The organism is Sulfurovum sp. MH2-6 (assembly GCF_058374785.1).
Genome location: NZ_CM178170.1, coordinates 1,386,281 through 1,399,408 on the forward strand (window position 1 = coordinate 1,386,281; position 13,128 = coordinate 1,399,408).

The 13,128-nt window shown below is 44.7% G+C and carries 15 protein-coding genes; 6 read left to right on the forward strand and 9 right to left on the reverse strand.

The window, feature by feature from the left end; all coding sequences use genetic code 11:
- Positions 1-27: 27 nt before the first annotated feature.
- Positions 28-831, forward strand: a complete 804-nt coding sequence (locus tag AC4JOV_RS07135) for an ion transporter (RefSeq protein WP_229938275.1) — start codon at positions 28-30, stop codon at positions 829-831.
- A gap of 87 nt (positions 832-918) precedes the next feature.
- Here the strand turns inward: AC4JOV_RS07135 and AC4JOV_RS07140 are convergent, their stop codons facing one another.
- The 3 genes from AC4JOV_RS07140 to AC4JOV_RS07150 all read right to left on the reverse strand — a co-directional run bounded on the left by AC4JOV_RS07140 (position 919) and on the right by AC4JOV_RS07150 (position 2,978).
- The gene (locus tag AC4JOV_RS07140; RefSeq protein ID WP_229938274.1) at positions 919-1,710 is read right to left on the reverse strand and encodes an ABC transporter ATP-binding protein; all 792 of its coding nucleotides are present in this window, start codon (positions 1,708-1,710) and stop codon (positions 919-921) included.
- A gap of 283 nt (positions 1,711-1,993) precedes the next feature.
- Complete coding sequence (locus AC4JOV_RS07145; protein ID WP_229938273.1) at positions 1,994-2,446, reverse strand: DsrE family protein; 453 nt, start codon at positions 2,444-2,446, stop codon at positions 1,994-1,996.
- Between the two features lies 1 nt (position 2,447).
- The gene (locus AC4JOV_RS07150) at positions 2,448-2,978 is read right to left on the reverse strand and encodes a carboxymuconolactone decarboxylase family protein (RefSeq protein ID WP_229938272.1); all 531 of its coding nucleotides are present in this window, start codon (positions 2,976-2,978) and stop codon (positions 2,448-2,450) included.
- Positions 2,979-3,060: 82 nt separating this feature from the next.
- On the opposite strand from AC4JOV_RS07150, the gene AC4JOV_RS07155 reads away from it, so the two are divergent.
- The 3 genes from AC4JOV_RS07155 to AC4JOV_RS07165 all read left to right on the forward strand — a co-directional run bounded on the left by AC4JOV_RS07155 (position 3,061) and on the right by AC4JOV_RS07165 (position 4,716).
- The gene (locus AC4JOV_RS07155; protein ID WP_229938271.1) at positions 3,061-3,738 is read left to right on the forward strand and encodes a MerR family transcriptional regulator; all 678 of its coding nucleotides are present in this window, start codon (positions 3,061-3,063) and stop codon (positions 3,736-3,738) included.
- A 211-nt stretch (positions 3,739-3,949) separates the two neighbouring features.
- Entirely contained in the window at positions 3,950-4,306 is a 357-nt protein-coding gene (locus AC4JOV_RS07160; RefSeq protein WP_229938270.1) for a hypothetical protein, read from the forward strand.
- An 80-nt stretch (positions 4,307-4,386) separates the two neighbouring features.
- Entirely contained in the window at positions 4,387-4,716 is a 330-nt protein-coding gene (locus AC4JOV_RS07165; protein ID WP_229938269.1) for a hypothetical protein, read from the forward strand.
- Positions 4,717-4,758: 42 nt separating this feature from the next.
- Here the strand turns inward: AC4JOV_RS07165 and AC4JOV_RS07170 are convergent, their stop codons facing one another.
- The 4 genes from AC4JOV_RS07170 to AC4JOV_RS07185 all read right to left on the reverse strand — a co-directional run bounded on the left by AC4JOV_RS07170 (position 4,759) and on the right by AC4JOV_RS07185 (position 8,810).
- Positions 4,759-5,763: an AAA family ATPase gene (locus AC4JOV_RS07170; RefSeq protein WP_229938268.1), complete on the reverse strand. Its 1,005-nt coding sequence runs from the start codon at positions 5,761-5,763 to the stop codon at positions 4,759-4,761.
- 100 nt (positions 5,764-5,863) lie between these two features.
- A complete protein-coding gene (locus AC4JOV_RS07175; protein WP_229938267.1) occupies positions 5,864-7,246 on the reverse strand; it encodes a hypothetical protein in 1,383 nt (460 codons plus the stop codon).
- Positions 7,247-7,413: 167 nt separating this feature from the next.
- Positions 7,414-7,887, reverse strand: a complete 474-nt coding sequence (locus AC4JOV_RS07180; protein WP_229938266.1) for a ComF family protein — start codon at positions 7,885-7,887, stop codon at positions 7,414-7,416.
- Positions 7,888-7,988: 101 nt separating this feature from the next.
- Entirely contained in the window at positions 7,989-8,810 is an 822-nt protein-coding gene (locus tag AC4JOV_RS07185) for an SIR2 family NAD-dependent protein deacylase (protein WP_491522125.1), read from the reverse strand.
- A 68-nt stretch (positions 8,811-8,878) separates the two neighbouring features.
- Here AC4JOV_RS07185 and AC4JOV_RS07190 point away from each other — a divergent pair, with 68 nt between their 5' ends.
- Together AC4JOV_RS07190 and AC4JOV_RS07195 are read left to right on the forward strand one after the other, a co-directional pair.
- Entirely contained in the window at positions 8,879-9,346 is a 468-nt protein-coding gene (locus tag AC4JOV_RS07190) for a DsrE family protein (RefSeq protein WP_229938264.1), read from the forward strand.
- 80 nt (positions 9,347-9,426) lie between these two features.
- Entirely contained in the window at positions 9,427-10,251 is an 825-nt protein-coding gene (locus tag AC4JOV_RS07195) for a peptidoglycan-binding domain-containing protein (protein ID WP_229938263.1), read from the forward strand.
- Between the two features lie 46 nt (positions 10,252-10,297).
- On the opposite strand, the gene AC4JOV_RS07200 is transcribed toward AC4JOV_RS07195, so the two are convergent.
- Both AC4JOV_RS07200 and AC4JOV_RS07205 read right to left on the reverse strand, forming a co-directional pair.
- Positions 10,298-12,691, reverse strand: coding sequence for a Lon protease family protein (locus AC4JOV_RS07200; RefSeq protein ID WP_229938262.1), 2,394 nt, complete (start codon positions 12,689-12,691; stop codon positions 10,298-10,300).
- 78 nt (positions 12,692-12,769) lie between these two features.
- Positions 12,770-13,114 (reverse strand): hypothetical protein, encoded by a 345-nt coding sequence (locus AC4JOV_RS07205; RefSeq protein ID WP_229938261.1) that lies wholly within the window; start codon positions 13,112-13,114, stop codon positions 12,770-12,772.
- Positions 13,115-13,128 lie beyond the last annotated feature (14 nt).

Consider the following 13,128-nt stretch of genomic DNA (forward strand, 5'->3'; position numbering starts at 1 on the left):
ATTGCAAAAAAATTTTATGGAGTTTTTATGCAAGGAAAAGTAACTGCTCTGGTAGAGCATAGTAGATTCGGGCAGTTGATCATGCTGCTTATCATGGTCAACGGTATCACGATGGGTATACAGACCATACCTACACTATCAAGCGGAGAACGTTCTCTGTTGGATCTTTTCGACCAGATGGTGATAGCGATCTTTACCGCTGAGATCGTGCTTCGTATCTATGCGCATCGGTTGGCCTTTTTCAAAAGCGGTTGGAGTATTTTTGATTTTGTCATTGTGGCGATTTCACTTGTACCTGCTTCTGCCGGCTTTGAGGTACTCAGGATCCTGCGTGTCTTCAGGCTCTTCCGTCTTATCACCGTCGTACCGCAGATGCGCAAGATCGTTGCTGCACTGCTTGGCACCATTCCCGGTATAGCCTCTATCGCACTGCTGATGACCCTGATCTTCTATGTCTTTGCCATTATGGCTACGAACCTTTATGGAGAGACCTTCCCTCAGTGGTTCGGAACTCTGGGGACGTCGTTTTATACGCTGTTTCAGGTGATGACACTCGAGTCTTGGTCGATGGGTATTGTACGCCCCATCATGGAGGTACACCCTCATGCCTGGGTCTTTTTTGTCCCATTTATCTTTCTTGTCTCATTTATTATGGTCAACCTTGTCGTTGCCATCGTCGTAGATGCGATGAGCACGCTCAAAGATGACACCGAAGAGGTGATCATCGATGAGATGCACCATACCCAGAATGATACAGCCGTACAGTTGCAGGCCCTGCATGATGAGATAAAAGAGCTCAAAACACTGATCAAAAACGGGCGTGAAGCGTAGCCCGCTCTTTGCTCCCGTGATCTAGTATGGGAGCAAAGTAAAATACCTTAAAACAGCGTTTTGAAGCCGAAAACCGGGGAAGAACAACTACTCATCAACTGCCTCTACATAGTATCTATGGTTCTTTTGACTGATTGTCAGTTTTGTTTCAAAAATAGTTGAAAGATTTTCATTTGTAAGTATCTCATCTTTGTATCCGCTTTTGTATATCGTATTGTCATATATCAACGCTATCTTGGTGATATCTTCAAAAATCTCTTCAAGATGGTGAGTCACCAGGATAATCGAACTTCGCCTCGCAAGCTTTTTCAGCATCTTCAAAAAGTTTATCTGAGCTTTGATATCGAGTCCTACAGTCGGTTCATCCAGGATAAAGGCCTGCGGATCATGGATAAGCGCACGGGCGATGATACACTTTCTCAATTCCCCGGTAGACATACTACTTACGCTTTTCTCTTTTAAGTGGCCTATCTCCAAAAATTCCAAAGTTTGCGATACCTTGTGGTGTTGCTCTTCTGTAAAATCCTGGTATTTGAAGATGCTGAAACTGCTGTAAAATCCGCTTTGTACCACCTCATATCCGCTTAAATAAGAAGCTTTGTCAGAGAAGAAGTTATGCAGATCATTGCTGATCACACCTATCTTATCTCTTAGCTCAAATAGAGAGTAGCGAGACTTTCCAAAGAGCTCTTTGGTGGAGTTTTTGTCAAACCGAGGATGAATTTCCGACTGTATCAGTTTCATCAAAGTGGATTTTCCTGAACCGTTTGCACCCAGTATAGCCCAGTGTTCCCCCTGTTTTATCGTCAAATCGAGATCTTTAAGAATAATCTTATCATCATATCCGACAGTGATGTTTTTGAAATGTATAATATTCATAACGGTTACCTTATCAAAATTATTAATTGGTAGTATAAAAGCGGTATGGTAGTGTAAAAAAATTTATCTATCATTCATAAGATCATCTCTGCTGAGTATCCAGAGAGTCAAACCTCTATCGTTCCTCTACAAAGAAGATACGGCAACAGACCTGCCATTGAGCTAAAAACCTCTTTGTATCGCAGGTCAGGGAAGAAAATACTATACCCTATCTCCCCCTCTCTGAAAAACTACATTCTCATCACTACAACACTGACAGGGGGGAGAGTACACAGGGTCTTCTTTATTTGAATGTCATCAGCGCATATCCATCATTCTGATACTTGATCGTCTCGATAAAACTGTTGGCTGACACCTCCACAAACGGTAGAAGGTCATCTTCATCGATATCATTGGCCTGTAGAGACATCGAACAGGCGATCACTTTGACATTCTTACGTTTGCCGAGTTCTATCAGCCATTTCTGTGCCTCTTTGGTATTGGGAATATCCTTGTCATCCACCACTTCATCAAATGCTTTTGATACCATCGGTACACATTTACCATGCAGGGTCAATACGACTGAAGTCGTATCTTCACCCACTTCCATCATATCCATCGTTTGACCAACAAGCCACATACGGCTTTTGATATAGGCAGCGTTACCCGAACTGCAGTCAAAAAGTGCTTTATACTCTTTTGCCTCTGCACTAATGCACAAGAGAGCGGATAGGAACAATGCAGGGAAAAGTCTCATACTACTCTCCCAGACCGAAAACATTGGAAAGGGTATTGATGTAGTTGAAGTATCCTGTGATCGCAACCGCCTCGATGATCTGCGTATCACTCCATCCCATCTCTTTAAGTGCCTCGATCTCCTCTTTGAGGATCTTGTAGTTATCTTTCTGTGCTGCTTTGATACAGAAGTTCAGCAGTGCCTTTTCCTTCTCATCTGTACTGATGGACTCTACACCCTGCAGGATCTCTTCGATCTGTGCTTCAGAAAGACCGAGCATTTTAGCAATATTTTTGTGTACATCCACACACATCTTACAGCCGTTCTCCTTCGAGATGAGCAGTGCGATCGCCTCTTTGATATCATAACTCAGTGTCGTCTCATCCAGCAGATACTTCTGTATCATCTCATCTGTAGCAAAATAGATCTTCTCGTCTATCGCCAACAGTTTGAAGATATCCCCCAGTTTTCCGGTTTTCTCCAAAATCGGTCTTGCCTTCTCCTGGATCGCCGGTGTCATATCCTCAAATTCAGGTAGTGTAATATGTGCCATAATTATCCTTCAATGTATAGTTAAACTTAACGTTTTTAATTATAGGGTATAATTCTTAAATATATACGTCAAAAGGTAAACCGTGGAATACAAGATATCCGAGCTGGTAAAAAAAAGCGGCGTCCCCAAATCTACCATTCTCTACTATATCAAAGAGGGTCTGCTGCCTGAAGCCAAAAAACTCAAAGCCAATGTACATCGCTACAGTGACACTCACCTGGAGCTGCTGCAATATATCAGTTATATGAAAGAGCACTTGGGCAGCAGTAATGAACAGCTCAAGGACATCCTGCAGTTCAAGAACCAATCCTTCTCCACCTCTTCAGGCATGATCGTACCCCTGATGAACACACTCAGTGCCATACCATCTGATAGCACACACTATACAAAGGCCGAGTTTATCAAGCAGTTCAGTGTAGAAGAGAGACTCCTGGAACAGCTTATAGCCGATGAGATCATACTCCCTACCACACAGGATGACTTCACGGAGAAAGAGGCATCCATCATTAAACTGATCGGCTACTTCAAAGAAGCAGGTATAGAGTATGAGATCCTCAAAATGTATGTATTTCATGCCAAAGCATTGAGCCTCCTGGAGCATCAGATGCAGGCAAAACTCTGCGAGATACGCAATGAAAAAAACTTTTCTACCCTATGGAAAATTCTCTTTGAAACACTCTTCAATGCCAAAACCTATATCTTTAACAGGCAAACATATAAAGCCTATTTTTCTACATTAAAAAATGAAATTTTAAAATAGTTCTAAGATCGCTTTGTATATCATAATGTAAAGTTAAGCTTTACATTAATACAATGTTATGCTTGTGGCAACCATCACTATGATCCTGGTAACACTGTGAATAGTTTTATTGCCTTGTTGATCAACAAGGTAAAGTCAAGTTGCGCATTCAGTGCTTACTGATAACAAGCATTAGATACAAAGACAAATCTTTAAACGAATGGAGAACTATATGATGAAATCACCACTATCCCTTATGCTTTTTCTCATCTTATTTGGAAATACGCTGTCTGCTGCCGAAAGGTACGATGTAAAGTCCTTTAGGGTCATTACCAAACTTTGTGGAAAGTGTCACGGGATACCTTTTCATTTTGCAAAACAAAAAGATGAAGATGAGTGGGACGAATATTTCGAAGATGATCAGAACCTTTTACAACTACATCAAAAAGAACCGGAAGCATTGTCAAATCTAAAAAGCAAAAAGTTTAAGTACTATCGAAAAAATATCTTAAAGTTTTTTATAGACAACTCAAAATATGCAGGAAAAGTACACGGTTGTGATGCCAATTTTTGTGGAGCACATTACTAAATAATAGGAGATTCTGATTTATTCAATTAGAGAACTATTTACTTCAAATTATTTAATATTTTCAAACAAAAGGAATTCATATGAAAAAAATAATCACTACATTATCTATCTCAATGCTTCTAGTGAGCTTGTTTCCATCTCAGAGTACGGCAAGTGTCGCATTGGGTAAAAAGACCTATAAAAAGAAGTTTCATAAAAAATGCGGATTTACCAGTGTGAAATTTGCGAGAAACCATACACAGGGTGAATGGGAAGCGATCTATGAAGCCGGTAAACTACCGCAGGAAGCACAAAAAATCTGTCCCAAGCTTGACCTGAAAACCGTTAAGAGCGAACGCTGGGAGGATATCTATCAGTATGTCACAAAGTATGCACTTGACGGAGTAGCACCTAACGGGTGTACGGATTAAGGTGTCCTGTCCTCTTCTAAAGGAGAGGTGTTGACATAAACCCTACGCAAGCAGGTAAGCAAACTTGCTTACCCAGTCACTCCACGCATCTGAGCCTTCAACATCCACTCCGTTGAACTGCATATCTTTCACCAGCATGATCGCAAACTCACCGGGCAGACACATAGAGAAATCCAGTACATTACGGATCGCCTCATCACTTTCATTCTCCCTCAGGGCATTTACCAGACCGATAGAGAGTGCCATCAATACTCTATGGTCATCCTCTTCTACTTCCGTCAAAGAACCATCCAGTATCGTAGAGAGTTCCGGGAGCTCCTGCATCACCTTTTTGAACGAGACATATCCGATAGCTGCTTCACGCCCTACCGCACCGCTGATACTATCTAATATGAGATCATTCTCAATACCTGACTTAACGATACTGTCGACATACTCCCAGGACCTTGGTGTCGCAAAGCTCTTCTCATTGGTCTGCGGGTCAAAAGTAAAAAGCATGGACTTGTCATATGCCAGATAAGCGATGATAGAGGCTTCTACACCTGCTTGATAGGCCCATGCTTTCCAGTCATCGAAATCTACCTCCATCTCAAAGTGTACAAATCGGTTGGCAAGAGGAGCAGGCATTTTGTAGACGACTCCTCGGTCGTTTTCACGGTTACCCGCCGCTACGATACTCCACCCTTCCGGCAGTTCATACTCCCCCACCCGTCTGTCGAGGATCAGCTGATAGGCTGAAGCCTGTACGGCCGGTGGTGCCGTGTTGATCTCATCTAAAAAGAGTATCCCTTTGGAATCTTTATCTTTGGGCAGGAAGCTCGGCTTTGCCCATACCCCCTCCTGATGCTCGGCATCAAAGAACGGTATCCCTTTCAGGTCTGTCGGGTCAAGCAGGCTCAAACGAAGATCTAAAAACTCCAGTGCTTTTGCCTCTGAGATCTGTTTGACGATAGAGGATTTACCTATCCCAGGTGCTCCCCAGATAAACACAGGTAGTTTCCGTTCGATCAGGCTGCCGACGACTTTTGAAATATCGGATGATTTCATATGTTATTCTCCTCGAAAAAAAGCGTGCTATGTCTTATCGTTATTTTACCCATATCTGCACGCTCTTCTTTTAAATTCCTTTCTCCCACACTCTTATAGCTCATATCACTACCTTTGTTGTATTGTGGTGTTCGATAAAAACCTCATTTTGAGTCAATGCGTTACGCAGCCTCATATCGATCTTGAGAACATCAAGTATCTCGATAGGTGTAGAAGGGTTGGCCGCCAGCCCTTTATTGATCTCCAGTACCTCACGTGCATAGAGCGCACGCAGTATCTTTTCAGGCGTATTTGGGTTGGAGGCGACCTGGTGCATCATCCGGATATCATTTTGATAGTCGGCATAAAACTTCTCTATGATATTTACCGCTACATTCGGGTTACCTGCCAATGGGTAAAAGATAGTGTTGATCTGTTTTTCATACAAGGTATTGAGAGTCGTTTCCTCTACTGTCTTGTTGGCTGCCAGTTTCTCCAGAAGGGCTATGTTATCATCCTCTGCAAGTCTGTCAACGATCTTCTGATCCAACTGCTGATTTTTCCCGAGTTCGGCAAGCAGATCCGGATCATTTACCTTCTCAGTGATCATCTTAAAACGCTCCTGACTGATTGGCTGATACCAGAGTAGAAGTTTTACGACATCCTCACCTTTGGCTAACAGTAGTTCAAAAAGCGCATCATCGATCGACTCATTGGCAGCCAATGCTTCATGGATAGCGATATCCTCTCTCGTTATGAACTTTCTGAGCTCTTCCAGCGGTACGACCGGGTTGGCAGCCAGATACATATCAACCTTCGGGTTTCTAAGACTAAGCAGACGCTTGATCACGTCATCATTGAGAGAGTGACTGGTCGCGATCACTTCATAGAGAGAAGTTTTACCCTGATCTTTCTGCTTGAACTCATAGTTTGGAAAGCCTATCAGGGCATTCAGCAGGTCAGGATCGGTTGCTTCACGGACCAGACGTTTGAGCGTCAATGTAGAGTAGAGCTGATCACGTTCAGCAGGCGTGATATCTATATATCTTGTCAATGTAGCGATCACAACGGAGCGGTCGTCATTGTTATCCTCTTCCTCTTCATGCCACGTATACATCTCAAGCAATTTAACGAAGAGCGCATCACTGATATCAGGGTTCTCTATCATACGCAGTACACGTGCCTGATCGTTGGAGAGTTTGATCGCCATAAGCAGTTCATTATCATTGATCCCCTCAGATAAGAGCTGCTCAAACTCGTCAAGTCTGTAGGCAGGTATCTTATCTGCATAGGCATCCTCGGAAATCATCTCCTCTACAGGGTTGAGGCTGTGGTGCTCTACCGTAGCGACTACGCCCTCTTCGATCGCTTTGACTCTGGTGACTTTATACTTCTTGAGAAACCGCTCTGTCTCCTGGACCGTATAGGTCCCCTCTCTCCCTAAAAAGAGTATCTTTTTGCCTTCGGCTTGTTCCAATAGTTCTTTTAAATCCTGCTTTTTCATAGGCTTACTATAGCATACCACTGTTTAATAGGAGTTAATATGTCCTATTTATTTCAGAGTGTTGCAGAGGGATCGATGCTGATATCCCTGCAAGCCCCAAGATTATCAATATCATCAAGTACCCGATAGTTGGCATATTTACAGAGAGTCATTAATAGTATTTAATATCACTCTTTGGCATCAGCCAGTGTGAGAGCAAAAAGTACATTCACCCCATGCTGCAGCAGTACGTTCTGTGCCTCCTGAAGTGTGATGCCTGTAGTGATCGTATCATCTACCAGTATCACATCGATATCTTTTTTCCCTGTATAGTTGAAATTTCGGCGGTTATTCAAACGAAACTGCAGATCTTTACCCGAATAGCTTATTCTGTTTTGGGCCAGAAGCTTTCCATGCATGATCTTGGTATATTTCGTTCCAAGCTCTCTTGTAAGCAGTGCCGTATGCGAATAACCGCTGCCTACATACTCATCCACACCAAGGATATAGACATCGCTCTCCAATGATTCTGCAAACTCTTTGACAAAAGGCTTCATTGTCATTTTGGCAAGCTTCTTATAGATACGGTATCCCTCAGCTTTATGTTTCGTATGCAGCAGTGATTCTATCGCTGAGTAAGGATAGAAACTGATAACATCCAATGTACCTACCCTTCGCGTTTGTACCTGTGGTTTAAAAAGCTTCTCTTGACACTCAGGACAGAGAATCTGAAAACTCAGTTTTGTACAGGCGTAACAGCGCATCAGGGTATGAGACTTTCCAATGCTTCAAGCGCTCCCATCGGAAGCTCGATATCGGCACCGAAACTCTCACGTGGATTGATGCGGATCAGAGGTGTGTTGAACTCTTTTGCGACCTTCTCAGAGGTATTTCGAACGGTCGGGACCGCCGTACCTGCCCCCATCTCTATAATCGCGAGTTTTGCACCTGCATCGGCCAGCTTCGCGATCCATGCTTTCAGTCTCTCCCTCTGTGCATCGGTACGGCTATGGTTCCAGCCCCAATCGCCGAACATAAGGATATTGGGGCGTGCCATACCACTACAGTCGGGACAGGTTGGCAAAGGATCTTCAGCCTTAAACCCCTCACCTATTTCCACGGTAGTGCTATCCGAACTCCAGATGATTTCCCGGCAGTCATCCAGACACTGCAGATGATGGATGGAGCCGTGGCACTCCATGACACGTTCTTCGCTGAATCCTGCTTTCTGGAACTGCCCATCGACATTAGAGGTAAAGACAAATGATCCATATTTTTTAGTATTAGAAAGTGCGATCAGTCTTCTGAAACCCTCATGGGGTACGGTATCACGGTAGAGCTGCAGCCTATGTCCGTAAAATGCCCAAGCCAGTTTCGGATCAGACTCAAACCATTGCGGATTTGCCATCTCTTCAAAACGAAGGTTCAGTTCCCTCGCCTTGGGATAGGCCTTCCAGAACCCCTCTACTCCACGAAAGTCAGGCAGTCCGCTGTCTACCCCCATCCCTGCTCCGGCAGTAATGAAAAGTGCATCCGATTCCGATAACAGCTCTTTTGCTTTTTTGATATTCCCCTCTAACTTCATAACAAGATTATAGCATACTTCATTACCCATGCTATAATATCCCCAAAACCATCTGAAAAAGGCAAAAAATGAAAAAGTTCTCTCTTCTACTCTGTACACTCTTTATCCTGCATGGCACTCTGTTGGCTGCAGAACAAAAAGCTGTTTACGACCTGACAACCGGCGATCCGCAGAAACTGGAGAAGTTTCTGCTCAAAGGGCTTAAGGTTCTGGCAGAGTATTACAAAAAAGAGAAGATCGACTACCATATGGCTGTCGTGATCTCGGGAAATGCCTATCAGTTTTTTGTTGAGGAGCTGAAGGCTTCCCCCTATGCGAACGACAACTCGCTGAAAAAACTGCAGCCCAGTATCGCACCCAGGCTCAGAGAGCTTGCAGAGGTCTATGACATAAACTTCACGATGTGTAAAACAGGGATGGAAGCCAGAGAGATCCCCGAGGCATCACTCTATGACTATGTCGAGGCAAAAAAAATGAAAAATGTCTACCTGATAGAGTTCCAGAATAAAGGATATGCCTATATGCCGATCCATTGAATGACTTTAGAGTACAAAAAGCCGCTTACGTTATAATTGGGTAGTTCTCTTAAACAAAATAAGAAAAGGGGGAAGCGATTATGAAAGTCAGTGATATCAAGATCATCCAGACCTACCTTAAAGAGGAAGGGTTCTACACTGCCAGGATAGACGGCAAACGTGGGCCCATAACAGACGGTGCCGTTAAAACTGCGCTGATCAATCGTGCGGATAGACTCCCGCTGGTATGGCTGGAGTGGCCGCTCAAGAGGAAGGCTGTTGCCTACCTACAGCTGCTCTGTCATGAGCATCAGATTGATGCAGGGCCTATCGACGGTTTCTACGGACCGCAGACATTGAATGCGGCAGACCAGCTTAAGTTACTTACCAAAACCGGAGAACTTCCGAGAGGTTTTGGCGATATCATCCCCATCAGAGAAAATCCTCACAACTTTCCGGTAGAGACCTATGAAAACCTGCTTGAGCACTACGGTGAACCCTGTATAGAAGAGCATTTCGTCAGAGTCACCTGTCCCTGGACACTGCGCCTGGATTGGGACCTCAATAGCACAACAAGCTCGATACGTATCCATGAAAAACTTGCAGACAGCCTGGGTACGGTACTGGAAAAGGTGCATGATCACTACGGGATTGAGGGTATCAAACACCTTGGTTTGGACAGGTACGGCGGAAGCTTCGTCTGCCGTAACAAGCGCGGAAGCCTCGCTGCCAAATCCACCCATGCCTGGGGGATCGCTATCGATTGGTTCCCCTCCAGAAACCAACTAAGATGGGACAGTCAAAATGCCAGCCTGGCACATCCTGATCTGGATGCCTGGTGGGAGTTCTGGGAAAAAGAGGGATGGCTCAGCCTGGGACGCTCCGAGGATCGTGACTGGATGCATGTACAGGCGGCAAAACGGTAAAGGTGATAGGATAAAGCTCTTCCCTGGAAGGGGTGAGCTTCGGCGGTCACTTCTTCCCTTTTGCATACTCCTTCGCCTTCTGGGAAAGATCTTTAAGCCGTGCAAGCACCTTCCCGTTGACTGACTCGGCAGGATACTCTCCTTTATCGTCTTTTTCCCCTGCTTCCACATCGGTAAGGATCGTCATTCCCTCATCAATCGTCTTGACTGCATAGATCGAGAACCTCCCCTCCTTCGCAGCCTCAACCACTTCGCTTTTGAGCATCAGGTGTTTGACATTGGCCGCAGGGATCATCACACCATACGTACCTTTGGGGTCATGGTGCATACAGATATCAAAAAATCCTTCGATCTTTTCATTGATCCCGCCCACAGGCTGTATCTCGCCAAACTGGTTCACCGACCCTGTGACAGCGATATTCTGCTTGATCGGCAGACTTGAGAGTGAAGAAATCAGTGCATAGAGTTCCGTCGATGAGGCACTGTCCCCCTCCACCTTGCCGTAGGTCTGTTCAAATACCAGGGACCCCACAACACTGAGAGGAAGATCATACGCATAGCGTGAGCCAAGATAAGCACTCAGTATCATCACCCCTTTGGAGTGGATAGGACCTCCCATCTCAACTTTTCTCTGGATATCAATGATCTCCCCTTTACCGATGCGGGTCGTGGCAGAGATACGTGTAGGAATACCAAACTCATGTCCGCCCAGAGAGATAAAGGTCAGTGCATTGATCTGCCCGGTTTTTCTGCCGCTCACATCGATCATGATCGTTCCCTCATCGATCTGTTCATAGAGCTTCATCTGTACCCGGTTTACCCGTCTTTTCTGTGCGGCAAGCGTCTCTTCGATATCTTCGGGTTCTATCACCTTATGGCTGTTTTTCTGAGCCCAGAAATCAGCTTCTTTGAGCAGGTCTGCCAGTGTATGCAGGTGGGTAGAGAGTTTATCTGCATCGGAGACGTCCCTTGAGCACTGCTCGATCACCCTGGCCGTTGCCTGAGGTGTCAACGCAAGCAGTTCATGCCTTTTGGCAATCGTACCGATCATTCGGGCATAGAGCAGGTAGTTCTCCTCATCTCTGCGTATCTCATCTTCAAAGTCCGCCGTCACTTTAAAGAGCTCTTTAAACTCCGGGTCATAATGGTAGAGAAGATAGTAGAGATATCTCTCCCCCACCAATACCACCTTGATATCAAGCGGTATCGGCTCCGGTTCAAGTGTCGTAGTACTTACAAAAGCATATTGTTGCGCCAGGGATTCAATACGGAGTTCTTTGGCACGAAGTACCCTTTTGAGCTCTTCATAGGCAAAGGGCTTCATGAGCAGCTTTCTGGCATCCAGTACCAGATAACCGCCATTCGCCTTGTGGAGTGCCCCCGGTTTGATCATACTGAAATTGGTTACCAGTGTCCCCATCTGCGAAGCATGTTCAATACGCCCTATAAGATTTTGATGGACAGGATTATCCTCATAGATGACCGGTGCAGTATCTTCTTTCTCTTGAGAGATAAAGAGATTGACCTTATAACGCTCAAACGGTGATCTGTAAAACTCCATCATAAAAGAGGGAAGCCCCATCTCCTCTGGTTTTACAAGAAAATCCTGTACATGCTTGACGATATCTTTTTCCATATCATCAAGATAGCTTTTGATCTTCTCATACTCCGCATAGCGTTGACGTACTTCATCAATGATCGAATGTACCGCCTCCTGTGTGATCTTTTTGTTAAGCGACTTGAGCTCTTTTTGATGCACTTTATTCAGTTCAGTGACCTTACGCAGTGCCTCTTTCACCAGAGCTTCAAATTCGGACATATGCGCGGCGATCTTCTCTTTTTTCTCACCCCCGATGGCTTTGAACTCTTCAGGAGAGAGTACTTTTCCCTCTATGACCGGGACAAAGGTAATACGGTTTGATGAGGAGATGTTCATCTGCACATCACGTTTGACAGCCTCATCCTGCAGATTCCTGAAAATTTCCGTTTGCTGGTCCATAAATGTTTGATTGAGTGCTTCACGTTCATTATGGTAACCGCTGCTCTCAAAGACAGCCGGAAGCACCGTTTTAAGAAGTTCTACCAGTTCATCGATATGATCCCTGAAAAGCAATGCTTTCCCCGGCGGGAGTTCTATGGCCAGAGGGGTACGCTGATCTTTAAAATTGTTTACATAGCACCAGTCACTCGGCGTAGGTTCGCTGTTGGATTTTTGTTCCAGATAGCGCATGACAACCGAATGTTTGCCGCTTCCTGAAGGTCCCATTGCAAAAATATTATATCCATCCTGGGCAATCTTCGTACCGAAGTCAATCGCATCCAGTGCACGCTCCTGACCCGGGGGCTGTTCCAATGGTTCAAGATCGTCTGTCGTATCAAACCTGAACAGTGAGCTGTCACAACTATGATATAAAGCCGAAATGTCCAGGGGCTCGTGCATCATTCTCTCCTCCCAATTCATATTCTTTTAAGTATAACAAAAAGATCAGAAGTTATCACTGCCTCTTTTTACCGGCAGCTACTCCTTCAACCCGTAAATATCCTCAGTAATGGCGATACAGTAGACTTGATAGATCTGAAGGGGATTCTGTCTTACTGTCACCTCCAAACCTAATGCTTCAGCGGCCTTCTTTAAGGAAAGCACCGTATCTTTCTCCATAGTGGTAAACTCAACCAGCATATCACCCCGGTATCCGGCATAGCTTCTTACATCGATAATATCAAAATCAAGTGCTTTTCGGATCATCTCTCTTCGTGTCTGATCCATCGTATGTTCGGAGGTAGGAAGTTTTGAAACCGATGTTCTATTCGGCTCCCAGATATAATCACTAGATTCTTTTGCGTTTGTATCCTCACCCTGCATAATGCTTATTCTCC

Coding starts and splice junctions, on each gene's coding strand:
- AC4JOV_RS07135 (WP_229938275.1), top strand. CDS start 28: ATGCAAGGAAAAGTAACTGCTCTGGTAGAGCATAGTAGATTCGGGCAG.
- AC4JOV_RS07140 (WP_229938274.1), bottom strand. CDS start 1,710: ATGAATATTATACATTTCAAAAACATCACTGTCGGATATGATGATAAG.
- AC4JOV_RS07145 (WP_229938273.1), bottom strand. CDS start 2,446: ATGAGACTTTTCCCTGCATTGTTCCTATCCGCTCTCTTGTGCATTAGT.
- AC4JOV_RS07150 (WP_229938272.1), bottom strand. CDS start 2,978: ATGGCACATATTACACTACCTGAATTTGAGGATATGACACCGGCGATC.
- AC4JOV_RS07160 (WP_229938270.1), top strand. CDS start 3,950: ATGATGAAATCACCACTATCCCTTATGCTTTTTCTCATCTTATTTGGA.
- AC4JOV_RS07165 (WP_229938269.1), top strand. CDS start 4,387: ATGAAAAAAATAATCACTACATTATCTATCTCAATGCTTCTAGTGAGC.
- AC4JOV_RS07170 (WP_229938268.1), bottom strand. CDS start 5,763: ATGAAATCATCCGATATTTCAAAAGTCGTCGGCAGCCTGATCGAACGG.
- AC4JOV_RS07175 (WP_229938267.1), bottom strand. CDS start 7,246: ATGAAAAAGCAGGATTTAAAAGAACTATTGGAACAAGCCGAAGGCAAA.
- AC4JOV_RS07185 (WP_491522125.1), bottom strand. CDS start 8,810: ATGAAGTTAGAGGGGAATATCAAAAAAGCAAAAGAGCTGTTATCGGAA.
- AC4JOV_RS07190 (WP_229938264.1), top strand. CDS start 8,879: ATGAAAAAGTTCTCTCTTCTACTCTGTACACTCTTTATCCTGCATGGC.
- AC4JOV_RS07195 (WP_229938263.1), top strand. CDS start 9,427: ATGAAAGTCAGTGATATCAAGATCATCCAGACCTACCTTAAAGAGGAA.
- AC4JOV_RS07200 (WP_229938262.1), bottom strand. CDS start 12,691: ATGCACGAGCCCCTGGACATTTCGGCTTTATATCATAGTTGTGACAGC.
- AC4JOV_RS07205 (WP_229938261.1), bottom strand. CDS start 13,114: ATGCAGGGTGAGGATACAAACGCAAAAGAATCTAGTGATTATATCTGG.